We start from the raw sequence: 20108 nt of genomic DNA, 5'->3' as shown, positions 1-20108 counted from the left end.
AGTTAACAATGGTTATAATCATTGTGTTTGGTTTTCTTTTAAGTTTTTAAATACACATTAAATATTTTAAATTCACATTCAAAATACGATTCACAAAACTCAAAACAAGGAGTGTATTAAAAATGAAGAAAGAAAAATTTATTCCTAAACTTATATTTTTCTTATTAGGAATGGCAATTATACAATTAGGTGTTGTAATATTTTTATTAAGTGGAGCTGGTTCAGATCCATTTACAGTATTTACTCAAGGGCTTTCAAAAGCTTTAAATATTTCTACTGGAAATGCTAACATGATAATACTTGTTGCTTTAGTTATTTTAATATTTATTGCAGATAGAAAACAGCTTAAAATAGGAACTTTCGTTTTAGTTGTTGTTGTAGGTCCTACAATAGATGCTATAATGGGAATATTACATAAGTTCGGATTAGATACTTACCTTAGTGACTTTAATTTATTTACAAAATGTATAATTGTAGCTTTAAGTTGTGTAATAATAGCTATAGGTTTTTCATTCTTAGTAAGTACAGAATTAGGAGTTGCACCAAACGATTTAGTTCCTCTTATTATAAGAGATAAAACTAATTTCCAATACCGTTGGATACGTATCGGCTTAGATTTAAGCTTTCTAGTAGTTGGTTATTTATTAGCTGGTGTTGTAGGTCTTGGAACAATTATAGCAGTACTTTTCACAGGTCCAGCAATACAATTTTTTATGCCACCATGTGAAAAAATTGTGCATAAATTTATAGGTAAAAATGCTGCTTAAAATAAAAACAGTCCAAAAGGACTGTTTTTTTATATTTCTTGATATTTAGTTATTAATTCTACTAATTCATCACAAAATTCATCATACTTTTCTGTAGGATGTTTTACTGTGATTGTAATCTCTTCACCGATTTCTACTTTTTTTTGCTCAGGCGAAAATGTAAATGCCAAGGTATCTTCTCTGTTATATATAGGTTTTATAGTAACATGAAAATCTTCTCCTAAAATTTTCTTTCTTAATAATGTCATAATAATCACCTCACGGTTTTATTATAACAACAAAAGAAAAACATGCCAATGTTAGCATGTTTTTATATAGTATCAAAAAAAGCATTTATCTTTTCTAATTCCCCATTTGCAAAAGTATAGTCATTTAAATCATCTTTGTTTATCCATTTATATGCAGTTATATTTGCACCACAAGTGATTTTTTCTTTTAAAGAACCTGTAAAAACTCTTAAAGACTCCTCTTCATTAAGGTTAAAATCACATAGTTGATTTAAATCAAAGACTATAGTCTTTAAATCTTCCTTTATTGCTCTATTTGCACATTTTTCTGGAGTTTCTTTCCCCTTAATTTTTCTCTCAAAAACATACCATAGATTTTCTTCTGATTTTTTTCCTTTTCTTTTTGAAATTAAAATATTATTGAAATCATCCTTTATAATAATAGAACAAAATTTAACATTACTCATATAGTCTTCCCCCTTTTACACCATTCGCTTTTTATATACATATTATAGCAAATTCTAAGAAAAAATTCTTGGAATTTCCCATAAATTTAAATAAAGTTTTCATTATTATTAAGAGATTTTTTTGAATTTATTACTTTAAAACTAAGGTGAAGAGGAATATTTACGAATAAAAATATAATATATATTTTATAATATTCTGAAGTATGCAAACTATTTTTAAGCTATAAAAAGTATTTCCTCGTATTTTTCTATAAAAATACGAATGTTAAATTTAGTTTATAAAAGTTTTAAGTTATTTATATCAAGGTCATATGTTACATCTTTTCTTTCAACTATTACTTTAATTTTTTCTTTTATACATTGGCTATTAAGAACCTTTGTTATAAGCTCTCTTGTAGGATTAATAGCATAGGGAATTCCTACATTTTTAAACATTGTAAAATCTCCTGAAGTATCCCCATAGGCATAGCTATTTTCTAAATCTATATTATATTTTTCTTTAAGTTCTAAAATAGCTTTTTCTTTACTTTCAGAATCCCACATAGGTATTATATCTCCATTATAAGTTTTATTTTCATCAAGCTTATAGATAGTTCCTTTAAAATCATTCATATGATATTTTTGAGACATTTCCTTCACAAGTTCATAAGGAGAACCTGAAATAGCTATAACTATATGTCCTTGTTCTTTATGCCATTTAATTCTTTCTCTAGTAAAGGTATATACTCTATCACCTTTTTGCTCTATTACTTTTTTAGCTATATACTCTATATGGTGATTACTTATACCTTTTATAGCCTCTGTATAAATATCTACCATCTTAAGCAAGTATTCATCATATCCACCTTGTCTTTTATCCCATTTTAAAAAAGCAGGACGAACATCTTTATACCATTTAGTTTCATCTGCTAATTCATATTTAATTATTTTTTTAAAAACTTCAGTTATAAGTCCTTCTCTGTAAATAGTTCCATCAATATCAAAAAAAGCTGCTATATTTTTTTCTTTCATGTTTCAAACTCCTCTTCTGTAAAATTTCTATATTATGTATTATTTAACAGTATATCATAAATATATAAATTTTAAAGGTATAATTTTTATAAAAATGAAAATTGTACCCATACATTTGAAAATGTTATTATAGTAATTTAATATATAATTATATTTTGCTTTTGGAGGTATAAAAATATGAATGCTACTAATAAATTTCATAAAAGTATTTTTACAGCACTAATGATTGCTATAATATTTATATCAGCAAATTTAATAAAGATACCTACATTAGGTGGTTTTGTACATTTAGGAGATTGTATGGTACTATTATCTGCAGCACTTTTAGGAAAAAAATATGGTGCTTTAGCAAGTGGTTTAGGTATGGCTCTTGTAGACCTTTATAGTGGTTATATAATTTGGGCACCTTTTACCTTTATAATAAAAGCTTTAATGGCTTATATAGCAGGAGCTATTTTAGAACATAATCACAGAAAAAATTATTTAGTTCCTTTTTTAATTTCAGGAGTTTTTATGGTTATAGCTTATTTTATTTCAGGAGCAATAATTGCACTTTTCTTTACTTCACATACAAATACTCTAATAGGAGCCTTAGTTTATTCAGCTAAGGATATAATAGGTAATATAATTCAAGTAGGAGTAGGAATAGTTATAGCTATACCACTTTCTAAAATTTTATGTAAGCAAGAAAGTTTTTTTAACTAAATATAAAGTCTTATTTCAAGTTTATAAAAAACTCTCTAATCAATAGTTAAAATAATTTATTGATTAGAGAGTTTAATTTTTTTATTCTAATATTAATTTAACAGGACAATGGTCAGAACCTAAAATTTCAGTATCTATTGAAGCTTCCTTAACCTTATCTTCTAAATCCTTTGAAACTAGGAAATAATCAATTCTCCATCCTGCATTGTTTTTTCTAGCATTAAATCTATAAGACCACCAAGAATAAACTCCTTCTAAGTCTGGGTTTAGGTAACGGAAAGTATCAATAAAGCCACTTTCTAATAATTTTGAAAACTTATCTCTTTCCTCATCAGTAAATCCAGCATTTTTTCTATTTGTTTTAGGATTTTTTAAGTCTATTTCTTTATGAGCTACATTTAAATCTCCACAAACTATAACAGACTTTTTAGAGGAAAGTTCTAAAAGATAGTTTCTAAAATCATCTTCCCATTCCATTCTATAATCTAATCTAGCAAGTTCACTTTTAGAATTTGGAGTATATACAGTTATCATAAAGAAATCCTCAAATTCTAAAGTTATAACTCTTCCTTCCTTATCATGTTTTTCCATATTTATTCCATAAAAAACATTTAGAGGTTTTTTCTTTGTAAAGATTGCTGTTCCCGAATATCCTTTTTTTTCAGCATAGTTCCAGTATTGATAATATCCTTCTAAAGCTAAATCTATTTGTCCTTCTTGTAATTTTGTTTCTTGTAAGCAAAATATATCAGCATCTTCAGAGTTAAAATAATCTAAAAAACCTTTTTTAACACAAGCTCTTAAACCATTAACATTCCATGATATTAATTTCATTAAAATTCCTCCTAAATTCAATATATAAATTATTCTAATAAAATTCTAATTAAATAAAGTTTATATTTTTATAATTTAATTATATATTATATTTTAATAGAAAACATAAAATAAATCATTTTATAATTAAAAATAAATATTATTTAATAAAGCTTTAATTTTAAGAAGAAGAAGAGGAATTTATAAAGTTAAAAATAAAAGAGTACATAAAATTTATGTACTCTTTTATTTAAATTATTCTATATAATTTACAAAGGCTACTCCATTATAGTCATCAATTGATTTAAATCCAATATTTTTATAAAATTCAATAGAAGAATCTTTATCTTCACTAATTAAAATTTTTTGTTTAACATCTCTATATTCTTTAAGGGCTGAGTAAAGAAGTTCCTTACCAATACCATTTCCTTGATATTCAGGAAGAACTAATATATCTTGTATATATATAATAGTTAACCCATCGCCAATTACTCTAATAAGGCCTATTAACTTATCACCATGCCAAGCAGAAATTATCCTTAATGAGTTTTTAAATGCATTTTCTAATCTTTCTAAGTCTTCAGTATAATCAAACCATCCTGCACTTTCATATAAGTATGAAATGCTTTTTATATCCTTAATTAAATCTTTTTTAAAAATAACTTTATCTAACCCCATAATACCTCTTCAATTTCAAATAAAATAATATAATAAAAAAAACATATATTATAATTAATTATAAGTAATAAAATGGAAATAATCAATTCCTTTAGACAAAATTCAAAAAAATTTTAGTCTATATTCTGTAATAAAAAATAAAAGCTTTAGCTTTATTTAAAGCTAAAGCTTTTATTTTTTATTTAATGTTTCTACTTCCAGGTTTTACATAAGGTATTCCTTCTTTACACATTGGGCAGTTTTCTGCATCAAAGGTTTCTATATCAAGCTTTATTGAACTAAACATTGGAAAATCAGTAACCTTCTCTGAAGTTCTATCTACTATACAAACTACAGCTACAACTTCTCCACCTTGTTCTTCAATGACTTTAGCTGCTTCTTTAAAACTTTTACCTGTAGTTACAACATCCTCTGTTATTATTACTTTTTGTCCTTTTTCTATAGTGAAGCCTCTTCTTAAAGTCATTTCACCATTTTCTCTTTCAGTAAATATTGCAGGTTTTCCTAATTGTCTTCCTAATTCATAAGATACTATAACTCCACCCATAGCAGGTCCTACAACTAAATCAAAATCTATATCCTTAATTTGATCTGCTACAACCTTTAGTACTTTTTCAGCTTTCTCTGGATATTTTAATAATTGAGCACATTGACAATATCTATTTGAATGTTTTCCTGATGATAATAAAAAATGTCCTTCTAATAATGCTCCAACTTCCTTTAATGTATCTATAACCATAGCATCTGTATTTTTTTTCATTTTTAATTCCTCCAAAACTTTTCTTTATTATTTAGTACTATTTTATACAACCTACAATTTCACTAATATTTTTTAATCCTTCTTTTTTACAAAAACTTTCTAAACCTTCTATTATTTCTTTTCCAGCATTAGGATTTACAAAATTTATTGTTCCTATTTGTATAGCACTTGCACCTGCCATCATAAATTCTATAGCATCCTCTGCATTAGAAATTCCTCCTAAACCTATAACAGGAATATTAACAGTCTTAGAAACTTCGTGAACCATTCTAAGAGCTATTGGTTTTATAGCTGGTCCTGAAAGACCTGCATAAGTATTATTAAATACAGGCTTTCTATTTCTTATATCTATTGCCATACCTTTTAAAGTATTTATTAAAGATATTGAATCTGCACCAGCCTCTGCACAGCTATAAGCCATATTGCATATATTTTCAGCATTTGGTGATAGCTTTACCATTAAGGGTTTATTACATATTTTCTTCACCTTTGAAACAACTTCATAAGCTATATCTGATTGTATTCCAAAAGCCATTCCTCCAGATTTTACATTTGGACAAGAAATATTTAGTTCTATCATATCTACTTTTTCTTTATTTAAAAGAGATACTGCTTTTTCGTAATCTTCTATAGTAGCTCCACCTACATTAGCTATTATCTTTGTTCCTAACTTTAGCATTTTAGGTAATTCTTCTTCTATGAATTTTTCTACACCAGGATTTTGAAGTCCAACTGAATTCATTATTCCTTTAGGAGTTTCATATATTCTTATGCCTTCATTACCTTCTCTTTTATTAAGAGTTAGTCCTTTTGAACTTATTCCTCCTAAAATACCAACATCATAAAAGTTATTGTATTCTTCACCAAAACCGAAGGTACCTGATGCTGCTATAACAGGATTTTTAAAATCTATTCCATTTATAACTGTTTTTAACATACTTTAAATCCTCCTAAAATTAGAATTCAACTTCTAATCCATTAAATACTGGACCATCTTTACAAGTTCTTTTGTTTCCTTTTTTTGTTTTGCATGTGCATACTAAACATGCTCCTACCCCACAAGCCATATGCTTTTCCATTGAAACATAGACCTTTACATTTTCTTCTTTACACATTTCAACTACCTTCTTCATCATTATTTCCGGTCCACAGCATAATACTGTATCATAATTTTGAAGAGGAATAATTTCAGTTACAAAACCCTTGTATCCATATTTACCAGTATTTGTTGAAATATTTACTTCATCTACATACTTTTTAAAATCTTCTATTAAGTAGATATCCTCTCTAAATCCACCATAAAAATCTACTTTTATATTCTTATTATTTTTTTTAAGAGATTTTGAAAGTTCTAAAAGAGGTGCTACTCCTATTCCACCACCTACTAAAGCAACTTTGCCATAATCTTTTGTTACATCAAAGCCATTTCCTAAAGGACCTATTATTTCTATTTCATCTCCAGAAATCATTTTTTTCATTTCCTTTGTTCCAGTACCAACAGTAGCATATACAAAGCGAACATCTTTGCCATTAACTTCACAGACACTTATAGGTCTACCTAAAAATGTCTTAGGGGTTTTTATCATATAAAATTGCCCTGCACTTATTTTTGCTTCATGTTCTACTACTAATGAATATATACCTTCTACTAACTTTATATTTTCTTTTACTTTACCTTTAAAATATTCCATAGCCATAATCTGTCCTCCCAAGTATTTTAACTATTTTAAAATTGCTTCTCTTATGCTATCTCTCATTAAAATTGCTTCTTTTCTAGCACACTCTGCAAAATTTTTACTATCATCCATATTTTTATAAGCTAACAATATTTTCCTTGAGGAATTAACAATACCGCCATTTCCATTTTTTAAATAAGATACTACATTTTCAGCAGTTCCCCCCTGTGCTCCATATCCAGGTATTAAAAATGGTGTTGTGTTTAGCTTATTTCTCATTTCCTTTGCTTCTTCTTGGTGAGTACAACCTAAAACTGCTCCTATTGAACTATACCCATGTTTTCCTAAATATTTTTTTCCAAGAGAATTAATTTTTTCTCCTACTACTTCATAAACCCTATTTCCCTTAGAATCCTTTAAGTATTCTATATCTACAGCACCCTTATTTGAAGTTCTTACTAAAACAAATAGTCCTTTTTCATTTTTTTCTAAATAAGGTAGGTAAGGTTCAATACTATCTAATCCCATATAAGGATTTAAAGTTATAAAATCACTTTCAAAATCTCCTTCAAAATGAGCCTTAGCATACATTTTTGCTGTTGCAGCTATATCTCCTCTTTTAATATCAGCTATTATTAAAGCTTTTTTTTCTCTTAAATAATTTAAGGTTTTTTTATAAGCTTCTAATCCTTTAAGGCCTAAAGCTTCATAATAAGCTATTTGAACTTTAAAACAAGCTGAAACATCTAAAGTTGCATCTATTATTTCCTTATTGAAAGCAAATAGCATATCTCCTTCATTAGAAAATTTATCTTTAAGCTCCTTTGGTATATAATCTAAGCTTGTATCTAATCCAACACAAACTACTCCATTTTTTTCTACCTTTTCAAACAATTTATCAGCTATCATATATACCTCCTAAAATTCGCTTTTATAAACTATTTTACCTTCTTTTATTGTAGCTACTACATCTCCATAAAACTCCATTCCATTAAAAGGTGTGTTTTTACTTTTAGAAACTATATCCTCTTCTTTTAATAATCTTTTTTTATTTAAATCTAAAAGAACTAAATCTCCAATAAATCCAGGTTGAAGTCTTCCTTTATTTATATTTAATAATCTTCCTGCATTTCCACTCATTAATGCACTTAATTTATTTAAACTTATATTATTTTCTTTAACTAACTTTGTATAGCAGATTGAGAAAGCTTGTTCAATTCCTATCATTCCAGGAGCTCCTTTTTCCTTATCTTCCTTTGAATGGGGAGCATGGTCTGTTCCTATACAATCAACATAATTTAATTTTATTGCTTTTATTAAGAAATTTACATCTTCTTCTTCTCTTATAGGAGGATTAACTCTATAATTTATATTCTCATTATTTAAGGATAAGTGATGAGGAGTTACCTCGCAGGTAACTTTAACCCCCTCATTTTTACCTTCTATTATATATTTCATAGCTTCTTTAGTACTTACATGAGACATATGAAGTTTGCAATCTACAAATTTAGCTAAAGCTATATCTCTCCAAGTCATCATATTTTCAGCTAATCTCATATCAATCTTTGAAAATTCAGGGCTTTCAGCATGAGACATTACTATCCAATTATTATCTTTAGCAATTTTCATTGCATCTAACATAACTTTAGAATCTGAAACCCCTTTTCCATCATCAGTAATAGCTTTAACATTTTTATCATTTTCAAATTTTTTTAGATGGTCTATTTCATTTCCTAGTAAATTTTTTGTAATAGATACTGTTTGATATAAATCTACTAAACCTACTTCTTTTCCTTTATTAACAACATAGTCTAAAATCTCTTTAGAACTACATACTGGTTTTGTATTTGGCATTAAAGTTACAGTTGTATATCCTCCTCTAACTGCTGCTTTAGAACCACTTTCTATATTTTCTTTATACTCAAATCCTGGATCTCTAAAATGTGCATGAGTATCTATAAAAGCGGGCATTAAAACTAAGCCTTTACCTTCTAAAATATCACACTCTTTACTAAGTTCAGTTCCAAGTTCTTTAATTAAACCATTTTCTATATATATATCACCAAAAAAATTAGTGTTTTCATCTATTAAATTTACGTTTTTTATTAATAAGTTCATCTTAATTTGTGTCCTCCTAAATTATTGAGCCTTAAAAGTATTTTCTGCATTGCAGTAATCACAGTTATAAATATGATTTTTCTTGTCCACTAAAGTAAAGCTTTGAGGAACATATTTTTCAAATTGAGTTATGCATCTTGTATTTTTACATTTATGATTTTTAATTTCCTTGTTTTTCATTTTTAAGCCTCCCCTAAAAGTTTTGCCATTAAAGCCATTCTTACATACATACCACATTTAGCTTGTTTAAAGTAAAAGGCTCTATTATCTTCATCTACTTCGTAAGTTATTTCATTTACTCTAGGAAGAGGATGAAGAACCATCATATCACTTTTAGCTTTTTTCATTTTTTCTTCATTTAGTATATATACATCTTTTAGTCTTTCATACTCATTTTCATCTACAAATCTTTCTTTTTGTATTCTTGTCATGTATAAAATATCAGCTTCTTTAATTCCCTCTTCTAAGCTTGTTATTTCTTTAAACTCTATATTATTATTTTCTAATATTTGTTCTCTAATATAATTTGGGATTCTAAGTTCAATTGGAGATATTAAGATGAATTTATTGTTTTTATATCTTGAAAGTGCTTTTATAAGAGAATGCACTGTTCTACCGAATTTTAAGTCTCCACATAATGCAATTGTATTTCCATCTAGGTTTCCTCTATATTCCTTTATAGTAAGAAGGTCTGTTAAAGTTTGAGTTGGATGTTGATGTCCTCCATCACCAGCATTTATAACTGGAATATCTGAATACATTGAAGCGACTTTTGCAGCTCCTTCTAAAGGATGTCTCATTGCTATAATATCTGCATAGCAGTTAATTGTTTTTATAGTATCTCTTAAAGATTCTCCCTTAGCAACAGAGGAAGAGTTAGGCTCTGAAAAACCTATAACTTGTCCACCTAATCTAAGCATTGCAGCCTCAAAAGATAATCTTGTTCTAGTGCTTGGCTCATAGAAAAGAGTAGCTAGAATTTTACCATTGCATATGTTTTGATATTTTTTGGGATTTGTCATTATTTGATGTGCTAATTTGAATATTTCATCAAATTCCTCTATTGAAAAATCTGATGGGTCTAATAAATGTCTGTTTTTTAACATAAAATTTCACTCCTTTTTAACCTCTCTGTGTTAATTTAAAGAAGAAAAGCTATATAATTTTATGAAAAAAAGTCTTCCTATTTATAAGGAAGACTTTTCATGTATAAATAAATCTCTTTAGATTATAATTCAAACTATATAACTTCCTTATTGACCTCTCTGGATCAAATTTAAAGGTTATTTTATTTAGCTAAACATTAGCTATTCTTATTGTGCTTATGATACCATATTAGAAATTTTATGTCAATAATATTTTTATAATTGCTATTTAAAATATTAATGCCAATTATTCATTATAGAGTCCCACGCCATTTTACCTGACTTTGCTAAGGTAACTGTTCCGTAAACTGAATTAGGTATTCCACTTGACATAACAGTAAAAGCAAAATTTCCTTTTTGAGTATGAATTAAGGCTGTATCGTTTTCAACTCCTTTTTTATCTCCAGTTTTACTTGATATATCAAACTTAAGATTATCAGGAATATATAAAGCTAGTTTATTTTTTATTTGTTGTCTTGTAAGTATATCTATAAGCATTTGAGAGTTTTCTTTACTTAAGAAAGTACCTTCACTTAATTTTTTCCAAGCTAAGGTTAAATCATAAGATGTTGTATAATTTTCTATATCAGCTTTAAAATTTCTCTCATCGGCAGTTTTTCTATTAAGTTCAGTATTTTTCATTCCTAAATCTTTAATAGTTTTATTTATTTTATCCATTCCAATTAAGTCTATTATTTTATTTGTAGCTGTATTATCACTCTGTATTAACATAGCTACCATAAGTTCAAATACTGTATATTCTCTTTCAAAAAATTCATGAATTATTCCTGTGCCATATACTTTATCAGAACTTTCTATTTTAATTTTATCTAGAAAATTAATTTTTCCCTCTTCAACTTCCTTTATAAGAGCTATAGCTATAGGTAATTTCATGCAACCTGCTGAAATCATTTTAACGTTTTCATTATAACCATAAGTATAACCACTCTTTAAATCTTCAAAGAAAAAGCTATACGAACCGATTCTGCCCTCTAAATATTTTTGAACTTCTTTCATAAATACCCACCAGCTTTCTTTTAATGTTGCTTTTTATGTTGCCTTGTTTAAAGTGTATCATATTTTCAGAAAATTTTGAAGTATTAATTGTAAATTTTTTCTTGTTAATATTCTTATGTTTAAGAGTGAAAATAAAAAAACCACCAATTATAATATTGGTAGTTTTTTATTTTTTTATTATACTAATCAGCAAAAGAAATTCCTATGCTCTTAGCAGTTTTTACTAATTCTCCTTCAGGGTCTACATTTTTTGTGTTTCCAATTACCTTTTCTAAACTTTCATAAGAAATTTGATTTCCTTTTAAAGTAACCATATTTCCAAATAAATTTTCATGTATAAGTTCTACTGCCTTAACTCCATATTTAGTTGATAAGATTCTATCATAAGTAGAGGTATTTCCTCCTCTTTGTATATGACCAAGAACAGTACTTCTAACTTCATGATTTTTTATAAGTTCTTCTAAATCATTAGCTATCTTATTAGCTATACCTCCAAGTCTTATTGGGTCTGGACTATCTTTAACTATTTTAGATACAACAACCTCTCCATCTTTAGGTTTTGCTCCCTCTGCAACTACAATAATTGTAAATTCTTTACCAAGGGCTTCTCTTTCTTTTACTTTTTCTACTATTTTATTAATATCGTAAGGTATTTCAGGTAATAATATTACATCAGCAGAACCAGCAATTCCTGATTCTAAAGCAATCCAACCAGCATTTCTTCCCATAACTTCTAAAACCATTACTCTATGATGGGATTCTGCTGTAGTATGAAGTCTATCTAAAGCTTCAGTAGCAATTTCAGTAGCTGTATTAAATCCAAAAGTTACATCAGTTGCTAATAAATCATTATCAATAGTTTTAGGAACTCCTATTACATTAACTCCTTTTCTTGCAAAATCTCTTGCAGAGGTTAGTGTTCCATCTCCTCCTATAACAACTAAAGCATCAACACCTTCTTTTTTTAAGTTTTCTACACCAACATGAGAAACATCTTTTTTTACTAGATTTCCATTTTCATCTTCAACTTGGTAATCAAAAAGATTATCTTTATTTGAACTATGAAGAATAGTTCCTCCTCTATGAAGTATTCCTGACACAGTATCAAGGTCTAATTTTATAAAGTCATTATTGTAAAGTCCTCTATATCCAAATTTATACCCTATAACTTCATATCCATATTTTAATATTGCAGCTCTAGTAACAGCTCTTATTACTGCATTTAATCCTGGACAATCTCCACCACCTGTTAGTAAAGCTATTTTTTTAATTGGTTGCTTCATATAAAATCCTCCCCCTATAGAAAATCAAAGAATAGTTTGTAAGTTTTTTACAATAACTTTAAGTAAATAATATCATATAATGGAAAAATTTTAAAGTAAACTTATTTTAAAAATTTAGAAAATTAATACAATTTATCTTAAATTTCTTATAAACAAAAAGACAAGGAAAAAATTCCTTGTCTTAATTTTATTTCTTATTAATTTATAACTTTAGTAAATATTAAAACGGCTAATAATATACCAGCACATATTCTATATATAGCAAAAACTCTCATAGGTTTTTTCTTTAAGTAATTTATAAATTTATCTATAACTACTAAAGAAACTATAAAAGCTACTATAAAACCTAAAATTAAAGAAATCCAATTTGTTAAATTCATTTGAGAGTAATCAAATTTAAATAAGTCTAATCCAGAAGCTCCAACCATAGCTGGTATTGCTAAAAAGAATGTAAATTCAGTAGCAACTGTAGTACTTAATCCTGCAATCCAACCTCCCATAATAGTTGAGGCACTTCTTGACATACCTGGCCATAATGATAAACATTGAAAACATCCAACTAATAAAGATTGTTTAAAAGTCATTTTATCAATATCTTTAACTATTTTGCTCTTTTTAGCTTTTTTTCTAAAATAGTTTTCTATAACTATAAGTAATATACCACCTACTATAAATCCTACAGCTACTGTTTTTGTTGAAAATAAGTATTCTTTAATTTCATCATGAAATAAAAGACCTAAAATAGCAGCTGGTATAGTTCCTATAATTACATTTATACCAAATTTAAAACCTGTTTGTGATTTTGCAAGTCTATTTTCATATTTTCTTTTATTTCCTGAAACTTTTAATCCTATAAATGAAAATATGTAGCTTAAAAACTCAACAACTGAGCTACTTATTTTTCTCCAATATAATACTACAACAGCTAAGATTGCACCTAATTGAATAACAACTTCATACATTTCAGGAAATCCACCTGATTGTGTATTAAAATGGATAAGGTCTCCTACAAGAATCATATGTCCCGTTGATGAAACAGGAACAAATTCTGTAAGCCCTTCAACAACTGCAATTATTAAAGACTTAACTATAAATAAAAAATCAATTCCCATATCTACACTCTCTTTCTAGTATTTAAGTTTTACTTTTTTATTATAATTTTAATAGATATATTTGTCCATATTTATAGGATTAAAAAAAGTATGTAAAACCCTTATATTTAAGCTAGTTTTACATACTTTTAACAAAATAAATTAATTAAATTTAAGATTTAACTATAGAAATAATTTCTTCTTCAACTGCGCCTTCTTTTGGAACATAACTTTTTAATAAAGTAATATCACCTTTAATAGAATATTTTCCTAAAGTAGCTGGTATAAAAATACTATCTCCTTTTTTGATAGTTAATTCACTATTTTCTGAAGTTATAACTCCCTTGCCTTCAACACAAGTGAATATGAAGAATCTTTCAACATCACTTTCTTCTTCACATATGCCTTTTATTTCATATTTTTCTAAAGAGAAGTATTCGCATAATGAAAGGTAAGTTTTATCATATTGATCATATGAAACCTTTAATCCTCTAGCTTTCTCTCCTTTTAGTGAAAAGTCTATGCAATCTAAAGCTTTTTCTACATGAATTTCTCTTCCTCTATTATAGTCATATACTCTGTAAGTTGTATCACTATTTTGTTGTATTTCAGCTATTATAACTCCTTCACATATAGCATGAACTAGTCCACTTCTTACAAAGAAAGTATCTCCTTTTTTAACCTTTACTCTATTTAAATATTTATCAAAATCTCCAGTTTCTATAGCTTTTACAAACTGTTCTTTAGTACAATCTTTTGTTCCTACTATTAAACTAGCACCTTCAAAAGCTTCAACTACATACCAAATTTCAGTTTTTCCAAGCTCTCCTTCAACTCTCATTCCGTACTCATCATTTGGATGAACTTGAACTGATAATTTGTCCTTAGCATTTATTAATTTAATAAGAAGAGGAAATTTTTCTTTTGATATTTTAGTTCCTACTAAATCACTTCCTAATTTATCTATTAATTCATCAAATCTTAATCCCTTATATTCACCATTTTCAACTATACTCATTCCATTTTCATGACAGGCAACATCCCAAGTTTCTCCTATCATTCCCTCTGGCATATTATCTCTAAAAAGTTCAAAGTCTCTTCCACCCCAAACTTTATCATAATATAAATTTTCAAATCTTATTGGATACATATAGTATTCCCCCTAGTCTAATTTATTTTTATAATTAATGCTACTTATTAATTATATCCTTCTTAATATATAATACAATATTTCTACATATATTGCATTGTAAAATTTCTAGTATGTTTATAATAAATTTAATTAAATTTATATAAACAGAAAATTATAATTAACTATTAATTAATTACTATATTGGTAATTTAAATAGTTTATGCTATACTATAATAGTTTAAGAAAATTTAAAAAAAGCAATTAATTATAAGGTGGTGTTTAAAATAGCTATTAAATCTTATATAAGCATAATCTTATCTAAAATGACACAGGTTATTTCAAAGAAAGTTTTTAAGGGTGGAACTAATTTTCCAGGTAAAGTAGCTTTAAAATTGGATAGAGATATATTAAAGGTAGTTTCTAAAAATTATAAAGTTATTTTAGTTACAGGAACAAATGGAAAAACTACTACTACTTCAATGATATATAATGTTCTAAAAGGTAATGGATTAGATGTTATAACAAATGCTACTGGAGCAAATCTATACCCTGGTATAGTTAGTACTTTTGTAGCAAATTACAAATTCTCTTCAAGTAAAGAAAGATATGCAGTTATTGAGGTTGATGAAGCAAACTTAAAATTTATAACAGATTATATAACTCCTGAAATAATAACTGTAACAAATCTTTTTAGAGACCAATTAGATAGATATGGAGAGGTATATACTACTTTAAATAAAATATTAGAGGGAGTTATAAAGGTTCCAAGTACTACTCTTCTTTTAAATGGTGATGAATCTTTATTAGGAGGATTAGATGTTAAAAATCCTAAAGTTTATTATGGATTTGAGGTATCTCCAAATAAGAGTAAGGATATAGAGATAAATGCTGATGCTAAGTTCTGTAAATTCTGTAAAGAACCTTATTCTTACAACTTTATAACATATAATCATCTTGGAAGTTTCTATTGTCCTAATTGTGGATTTAAAAGAGAAAATTTAAAATATAAGGTAGAAGAAATAGTAGAACTTACTCCTGAAAGTTCTAAGGTAGTTATAAATGGTAGTCTATTTACCATAACTCAACCGGGAACTTATAATATATATAATGGATTATGTGCTTATTCAGTTGCGAAAGAATTACATATTAAAGATGAAGTTATACAAAAGTCATTCTCTAGTCAAAGTTCATCTTTTGGAAGACAGGAAACAATAAAAATTGGAGATAAGGAAGCTAGGATTATATTAGTTAAAAATCCCGCAGGATATAATCAAGCTTTAGATACACTTTTATTAAATTCAGAAAGTTTTTCTGCTGCCTTTTTATTAAATGATAATTATGCAGATGGTAAGGATGTTTCTTGGATTTGGGATGTTGATTTTGAAAAATTAAATTCAATTGAATTAAATGAGATATTTATATCTGGTATTAGAGCCTATGATATGGCTGTAAGATTAAAAATTGCTAACTTACCTATTGATAAATTTTTAATAAGAGAAGATTTTGAAGGATTAACAGAAGCAATTAAAAATTCTAAAGAAAATAAAGTTTATATTCTTGCAACTTATACAGCTATGATTAATTACAGAAAGTACTTACATTCCAAAGGTTATATTAATAAACTTTGGTAGTTAAAGGAGAGATTTATATGGAGCTAAATATATGTCATTTATATCCTGATTTGCTTAATGTTTATGGAGATGTAGGAAATATTTTAATATTAAAACATAGAGCTGAATTAAGAGGAATAAAGGTAAATGTTATAAACATCTCTATGGGAGATAAATTTAATAAAGATGATTATGATATAGTATTTTTTGGTGGCGGACAAGATTTTGAACAATCTATAGTTTCTGAGGATTTATTAACTTTAAAAAGAGAAGGATTAAAAGAATTTGTTGAAGAAGGAAAAGTTCTTTTAGCTATTTGTGGTGGATATCAACTTTTAGGAAATTATTATACTGCTCCTACTGGTGAAAAAATAGATGGATTAGGAATTTTAGATATATATACTGAAGGTGGAGATACTAGATTTATAGGTAATACTGTTATTTATAATGAAGAATTTAAGGAAACTTATGTTGGCTTTGAAAATCATTCAGGTAGAACTTTTATAGGTAATCTAAAGCCTTTAGGTAAATGTGTTCATGGTCATGGAAATAATGGTGAAAGTGGATATGAAGGATGTATTTATAAAAATACTATTTGTACTTATTTCCATGGTTCATTACTATCTAAAAATCCAGAATTAGCAGATAGAATATTAACTTTAGCTCTTAGTAATAAATATTCTAAGGTATCTTTACAGCCCTTAGATGATAATTTTGAATTAAAGGCTAAGGAGATTATGATAAATAGACTTAATAGTTCTGATAAATAATATTAAAGTGGAGTTTTTCTCTGCTTTTTTATTTTTTATTTAATAATCATTTAAGAGTATATTATATAAGAATATTACTTAAATTAAATATTTTACTTATTATGTTATAATAAGTATTTACTCTTTAAAATTTCCACTTATTATTTTTAAAATATGACATAAAATAATATCAACTTAATTTTAAGGAGGTTTTTTATTGGATAATTTAAATAAAAATTTAAAAGAAGAAGTAAATAATAAAGTAAAAAGCGCACTTAAAGCTAAAGAATACCTTAATTACGCTATTGATACTGTAAAAAAGGAAGAAAATAAAAAATTAATAAATGATACTTTAAATAATCTAAATAAAACTTTAAATGTAGCAAAAGATTCATTAAATGAAATAAAAAAAATAAAATGAGGATTATCCTCATTTTATTTTTACTAAGAATTTTTTTTCTAAAAATACAGGGTTATATTCTAGTTTTGATTTTCTAAGATTTACTACTCCAAGGTCCTCCTCTCTATTTACATATAATCCTTTAAAGTCTAAAGTGTTTAAAAATTCCTTATTAATAAATGCGTAAATACCTTTAAACTCTCTAAAGCATTTTTCCATATGAATTATATAAATATTATTATTAAAATTTTCTCCAATACTCATTCCAATTAGCTTATTATCTACATAAACTCTAATTGATTCTATATTTAAATTATTAAAGTTAAAAATTAGATTTTCACAAGCTTTTATTTCTTCAAAGGATATAGAAGTTTTTTTAGTTAAAGAAAACCATTTTAAAAGAAATTCTAAAGCTTCCTTTATTTCTTTTTCATTAAAATTTTTAGAAAGCTTAATTTTATAATTATAAAGTTTTTTAAATACATTGTATTTATTTCTTTTTTTATTGAAATTTTTTCCTTGTAAATACTTTAAGTCATCTAATTTATAGATATAGTCAAAATTATCTTTTTCTTCTTCATATATTAAGTTTACTCCGTATATTAGTTTTAATTTTTTTAAAAATTTAAAGGATACATCACCAAAAAGCCAATTATTATTTTCTTGTTTCTGAATATTTCTTAAGAATTCTATTATTTTTTCTAAATTATAATCTTTAATATTATCTATAGGCTCCATAAAAAAATTTCCTAAAGTCTTGTCATATTTTTTCAAAATAAAAGTATTATCTAATATATCATATTTTATTTTATTATATTTTTGCCACATTATAAGGGTAACAAAGGAGTATTCACAGCTTAAAAATTTTTCTTTTAACAAATGTTTTTTATAGATATCTTTATCTTTTATAGTTATATTTTTAAACATTGTTTTCCTCTACTTTATAATTTATTAATATATAATATGAAAAATAAATCAAAGATGTATATTTTTTCAACTTAATATATTATAATTAAATAAGGTTAATATAAAATTTACAATTAAAAACTTTTTACCAATAAATTAAAATTATTTGAATAAAGAAATTTATGTAAAATCTACACATTTTATTTATATTTATTTGTTAGTTTATAATTAAATATCTATTATAAATATATTTGAGGTAATAAGGGTGAGAATTAAAGAAATGAAAAGATTAAACACAAAAAACATGGCACTAAAATTTTTACTAGTCTTTATAATTTTATTCTTAATTTTAATTTCAGCAATATTAATAAACACTTACTCTAAAAGAAATGTTACTTATGATGGACTTTATGTAGAAAAAATGAACGTTTCAAATTTAAAAGAAGATGAGTTAAAGGAAAAATTAAATCAGCACTACTCTAATTTATTAGATAATTTTAAAATAACCTTTAATTACAAAGATTCTTTTAAGGAAACTTTCTCTGCTAAAGATTTAGGTTTTTTCTTTAATGTTGATGATTTATCAAAGGAAGTTTTTATGTTTGGAAAAAACAATAATATTTTTTCAAATACTAAAGAAAGATTAAACTTAAAGTATAATCCTAAATATTTTTCTTTTAAACCAGAAAAAAATGAAGAGGTTTTAAAAGAAAAACTTTCTGAAATAAGTAATAAAATAAACAAAGAGAAGGTAGAACCTACTATTTACTTTTCAGAAGACTCTATATCAGCAAGCAAAGAAAAAATTGGGTACAAGCTCGATTTAGAAACACTTAATGATGAAATAATAAAGGATATAGATAATGAGCATGAAAGCTTAAATTGTACAATAGAAATACCTGTTAAAGAAATAAAACCAAATCTAACTCAAGATATGGTTAATAATATGGTTATTTTGGGAAGTTATAGCACTAAACTACCTAGTTTAACAGGAGGTAGAACTAAAAATATTAGCAATTATTTAAGCAAATTAAATGGTACTATATTAATGCCTGGAGATATTTTTTCAGCTGATAAAGAAGGAGAAGATAGAACTGAAAAAAATGGATATACTTATGCACCAGGTTATATTGGTAATGAAGTTGTAGATATATTGGCCGGTGGTATATGTCAAGGGGTTACAACTCTTTACAATTCAGTTTTATATGCTGATTTGAAAATAGTTGAAAGAGCACCTCATAGTCTACCTGTAACATATGCCCCTATTGGTAGAGATGCAACTATGGCAAGTGGAGTTATTGATTTTAAATTTCAAAATAATATGAAAAATCCAGTTATAGTACAAACTTATATAAACTCTTTAGGAGAAGTAAAATCTAATATATGGGGCATAAAAGAGGATAAAGGAAAGGAAATTGTTATTTCTGTAGACCAGCATGGCCCTAAATCCTCTACAACCTATAAGGAAACTTATGAAAATGGAGTTTTAGTAAAAAAAGAAGTGCTATCAAAAGATAAGTATAATTAAAAAAAAGACCATAATGATACTTTAT

At 26.2% G+C, this 20108-nt stretch carries 23 protein-coding genes; 6 read left to right on the top strand and 17 right to left on the bottom strand.

What is annotated here, in order from left to right; all coding sequences use genetic code 11:
• Positions 1-122 precede the first annotated feature (122 nt).
• Positions 123-767, top strand: a complete 645-nt coding sequence (locus AC4FQV_RS04815; RefSeq protein ID WP_491138431.1) for a YczE/YyaS/YitT family protein — start codon at positions 123-125, stop codon at positions 765-767.
• Between the two features lie 29 nt (positions 768-796).
• Here the strand turns inward: AC4FQV_RS04815 and AC4FQV_RS04810 are convergent, their stop codons facing one another.
• From AC4FQV_RS04810 to AC4FQV_RS04800, 3 genes are all read right to left on the bottom strand, one after another.
• A complete protein-coding gene (locus tag AC4FQV_RS04810; RefSeq protein WP_491138432.1) occupies positions 797-1015 on the bottom strand; it encodes a hypothetical protein in 219 nt (72 codons plus the stop codon).
• Between the two features lie 62 nt (positions 1016-1077).
• Positions 1078-1461: an NUDIX hydrolase gene (locus tag AC4FQV_RS04805; protein WP_491138433.1), complete on the bottom strand. Its 384-nt coding sequence runs from the start codon at positions 1459-1461 to the stop codon at positions 1078-1080.
• A 276-nt stretch (positions 1462-1737) separates the two neighbouring features.
• Entirely contained in the window at positions 1738-2472 is a 735-nt protein-coding gene (locus AC4FQV_RS04800) for an HAD-IB family hydrolase (protein WP_491138434.1), read from the bottom strand.
• Between the two features lie 177 nt (positions 2473-2649).
• On the opposite strand from AC4FQV_RS04800, the gene AC4FQV_RS04795 reads away from it, so the two are divergent.
• Complete coding sequence (locus AC4FQV_RS04795; RefSeq protein ID WP_491138435.1) at positions 2650-3177, top strand: ECF transporter S component; 528 nt, start codon at positions 2650-2652, stop codon at positions 3175-3177.
• Positions 3178-3258: 81 nt separating this feature from the next.
• On the opposite strand, the gene AC4FQV_RS04790 is transcribed toward AC4FQV_RS04795, so the two are convergent.
• The 13 genes from AC4FQV_RS04790 to manA all read right to left on the bottom strand — a co-directional run bounded on the left by AC4FQV_RS04790 (position 3259) and on the right by manA (position 14908).
• A complete protein-coding gene (locus AC4FQV_RS04790; protein WP_491138437.1) occupies positions 3259-4011 on the bottom strand; it encodes an exodeoxyribonuclease III in 753 nt (250 codons plus the stop codon).
• A gap of 234 nt (positions 4012-4245) precedes the next feature.
• Positions 4246-4668 (bottom strand): GNAT family N-acetyltransferase, encoded by a 423-nt coding sequence (locus tag AC4FQV_RS04785; protein ID WP_491164726.1) that lies wholly within the window; start codon positions 4666-4668, stop codon positions 4246-4248.
• A gap of 178 nt (positions 4669-4846) precedes the next feature.
• On the bottom strand, positions 4847-5428 hold the full coding sequence (gene pyrE / locus AC4FQV_RS04780) for an orotate phosphoribosyltransferase (RefSeq protein ID WP_491138440.1): 582 nt from the start codon (positions 5426-5428) through the stop codon (positions 4847-4849).
• A 37-nt stretch (positions 5429-5465) separates the two neighbouring features.
• Positions 5466-6365 (bottom strand): dihydroorotate dehydrogenase, encoded by a 900-nt coding sequence (locus AC4FQV_RS04775; RefSeq protein WP_491138441.1) that lies wholly within the window; start codon positions 6363-6365, stop codon positions 5466-5468.
• 19 nt (positions 6366-6384) lie between these two features.
• A complete protein-coding gene (locus AC4FQV_RS04770; RefSeq protein ID WP_491164724.1) occupies positions 6385-7125 on the bottom strand; it encodes a dihydroorotate dehydrogenase electron transfer subunit in 741 nt (246 codons plus the stop codon).
• 24 nt (positions 7126-7149) lie between these two features.
• Positions 7150-8013, bottom strand: a complete 864-nt coding sequence (pyrF, locus tag AC4FQV_RS04765) for an orotidine-5'-phosphate decarboxylase (RefSeq protein ID WP_491164722.1) — start codon at positions 8011-8013, stop codon at positions 7150-7152.
• 9 nt (positions 8014-8022) lie between these two features.
• A complete protein-coding gene (locus tag AC4FQV_RS04760) occupies positions 8023-9222 on the bottom strand; it encodes a dihydroorotase (protein ID WP_491138445.1) in 1200 nt (399 codons plus the stop codon).
• Positions 9223-9243: 21 nt separating this feature from the next.
• Positions 9244-9402, bottom strand: a complete 159-nt coding sequence (locus AC4FQV_RS04755; protein WP_491138447.1) for an aspartate carbamoyltransferase — start codon at positions 9400-9402, stop codon at positions 9244-9246.
• A gap of 2 nt (positions 9403-9404) precedes the next feature.
• A complete protein-coding gene (gene pyrB, locus AC4FQV_RS04750; RefSeq protein WP_491164720.1) occupies positions 9405-10328 on the bottom strand; it encodes an aspartate carbamoyltransferase in 924 nt (307 codons plus the stop codon).
• Between the two features lie 276 nt (positions 10329-10604).
• Entirely contained in the window at positions 10605-11384 is a 780-nt protein-coding gene (locus tag AC4FQV_RS04745) for a serine hydrolase (RefSeq protein ID WP_491138450.1), read from the bottom strand.
• A gap of 182 nt (positions 11385-11566) precedes the next feature.
• Complete coding sequence (locus AC4FQV_RS04740) at positions 11567-12667, bottom strand: 6-phosphofructokinase (RefSeq protein ID WP_491138452.1); 1101 nt, start codon at positions 12665-12667, stop codon at positions 11567-11569.
• Positions 12668-12864: 197 nt separating this feature from the next.
• The gene (locus AC4FQV_RS04735) at positions 12865-13779 is read right to left on the bottom strand and encodes an undecaprenyl-diphosphate phosphatase (protein WP_491138453.1); all 915 of its coding nucleotides are present in this window, start codon (positions 13777-13779) and stop codon (positions 12865-12867) included.
• 151 nt (positions 13780-13930) lie between these two features.
• The gene (gene manA, locus AC4FQV_RS04730) at positions 13931-14908 is read right to left on the bottom strand and encodes a mannose-6-phosphate isomerase, class I (protein WP_491138455.1); all 978 of its coding nucleotides are present in this window, start codon (positions 14906-14908) and stop codon (positions 13931-13933) included.
• A gap of 257 nt (positions 14909-15165) precedes the next feature.
• Between manA and AC4FQV_RS04725 the strand changes: the two genes are divergently transcribed.
• From AC4FQV_RS04725 to AC4FQV_RS04715, 3 genes are all read left to right on the top strand, one after another.
• Positions 15166-16521, top strand: a complete 1356-nt coding sequence (locus tag AC4FQV_RS04725) for a MurT ligase domain-containing protein (RefSeq protein ID WP_491138456.1) — start codon at positions 15166-15168, stop codon at positions 16519-16521.
• A 17-nt stretch (positions 16522-16538) separates the two neighbouring features.
• Positions 16539-17270, top strand: a complete 732-nt coding sequence (locus AC4FQV_RS04720) for a type 1 glutamine amidotransferase (RefSeq protein ID WP_491138457.1) — start codon at positions 16539-16541, stop codon at positions 17268-17270.
• Positions 17271-17466: 196 nt separating this feature from the next.
• Positions 17467-17670: a hypothetical protein gene (locus tag AC4FQV_RS04715; RefSeq protein ID WP_491138458.1), complete on the top strand. Its 204-nt coding sequence runs from the start codon at positions 17467-17469 to the stop codon at positions 17668-17670.
• A gap of 9 nt (positions 17671-17679) precedes the next feature.
• Here the strand turns inward: AC4FQV_RS04715 and AC4FQV_RS04710 are convergent, their stop codons facing one another.
• Positions 17680-18576 carry a DUF2156 domain-containing protein gene (locus tag AC4FQV_RS04710; protein ID WP_491164718.1) on the bottom strand — a complete coding sequence of 299 codons (897 nt, stop codon included), beginning with the start codon at positions 18574-18576 and terminating at the stop codon, positions 17680-17682.
• 259 nt (positions 18577-18835) lie between these two features.
• On the opposite strand from AC4FQV_RS04710, the gene AC4FQV_RS04705 reads away from it, so the two are divergent.
• A complete protein-coding gene (locus AC4FQV_RS04705; RefSeq protein ID WP_491138460.1) occupies positions 18836-20083 on the top strand; it encodes a VanW family protein in 1248 nt (415 codons plus the stop codon).
• The last annotated feature ends 25 nt before the right edge of the window (positions 20084-20108 follow it).

The sequence above is a fragment of the Clostridium sp. TJA038 genome (assembly GCF_058310255.1).
This window is presented reverse-complemented; position numbering and strand designations above follow the sequence as displayed.

Bases quoted from the DNA above. Each gene is read 5' to 3' on its own strand.
- AC4FQV_RS04815 (WP_491138431.1), top strand. From the start codon at position 123: ATGAAGAAAGAAAAATTTATTCCTAAACTTATATTTTTCTTATTAGGA.
- AC4FQV_RS04810 (WP_491138432.1), bottom strand. From the start codon at position 1,015: ATGACATTATTAAGAAAGAAAATTTTAGGAGAAGATTTTCATGTTACT.
- AC4FQV_RS04805 (WP_491138433.1), bottom strand. From the start codon at position 1,461: ATGAGTAATGTTAAATTTTGTTCTATTATTATAAAGGATGATTTCAAT.
- AC4FQV_RS04800 (WP_491138434.1), bottom strand. From the start codon at position 2,472: ATGAAAGAAAAAAATATAGCAGCTTTTTTTGATATTGATGGAACTATT.
- AC4FQV_RS04795 (WP_491138435.1), top strand. From the start codon at position 2,650: ATGAATGCTACTAATAAATTTCATAAAAGTATTTTTACAGCACTAATG.
- AC4FQV_RS04790 (WP_491138437.1), bottom strand. From the start codon at position 4,011: ATGAAATTAATATCATGGAATGTTAATGGTTTAAGAGCTTGTGTTAAA.
- AC4FQV_RS04785 (WP_491164726.1), bottom strand. From the start codon at position 4,668: ATGGGGTTAGATAAAGTTATTTTTAAAAAAGATTTAATTAAGGATATA.
- pyrE (WP_491138440.1), bottom strand. From the start codon at position 5,428: ATGAAAAAAAATACAGATGCTATGGTTATAGATACATTAAAGGAAGTT.
- AC4FQV_RS04775 (WP_491138441.1), bottom strand. From the start codon at position 6,365: ATGTTAAAAACAGTTATAAATGGAATAGATTTTAAAAATCCTGTTATA.
- AC4FQV_RS04770 (WP_491164724.1), bottom strand. From the start codon at position 7,125: ATGGCTATGGAATATTTTAAAGGTAAAGTAAAAGAAAATATAAAGTTA.
- pyrF (WP_491164722.1), bottom strand. From the start codon at position 8,013: ATGATAGCTGATAAATTGTTTGAAAAGGTAGAAAAAAATGGAGTAGTT.
- AC4FQV_RS04760 (WP_491138445.1), bottom strand. From the start codon at position 9,222: ATGAACTTATTAATAAAAAACGTAAATTTAATAGATGAAAACACTAAT.
- AC4FQV_RS04755 (WP_491138447.1), bottom strand. From the start codon at position 9,402: ATGAAAAACAAGGAAATTAAAAATCATAAATGTAAAAATACAAGATGC.
- pyrB (WP_491164720.1), bottom strand. From the start codon at position 10,328: ATGTTAAAAAACAGACATTTATTAGACCCATCAGATTTTTCAATAGAG.
- AC4FQV_RS04745 (WP_491138450.1), bottom strand. From the start codon at position 11,384: ATGAAAGAAGTTCAAAAATATTTAGAGGGCAGAATCGGTTCGTATAGC.
- AC4FQV_RS04740 (WP_491138452.1), bottom strand. From the start codon at position 12,667: ATGAAGCAACCAATTAAAAAAATAGCTTTACTAACAGGTGGTGGAGAT.
- AC4FQV_RS04735 (WP_491138453.1), bottom strand. From the start codon at position 13,779: ATGGGAATTGATTTTTTATTTATAGTTAAGTCTTTAATAATTGCAGTT.
- manA (WP_491138455.1), bottom strand. From the start codon at position 14,908: ATGTATCCAATAAGATTTGAAAATTTATATTATGATAAAGTTTGGGGT.
- AC4FQV_RS04720 (WP_491138457.1), top strand. From the start codon at position 16,539: ATGGAGCTAAATATATGTCATTTATATCCTGATTTGCTTAATGTTTAT.
- AC4FQV_RS04710 (WP_491164718.1), bottom strand. From the start codon at position 18,576: ATGTTTAAAAATATAACTATAAAAGATAAAGATATCTATAAAAAACAT.
- AC4FQV_RS04705 (WP_491138460.1), top strand. From the start codon at position 18,836: ATGAAAAGATTAAACACAAAAAACATGGCACTAAAATTTTTACTAGTC.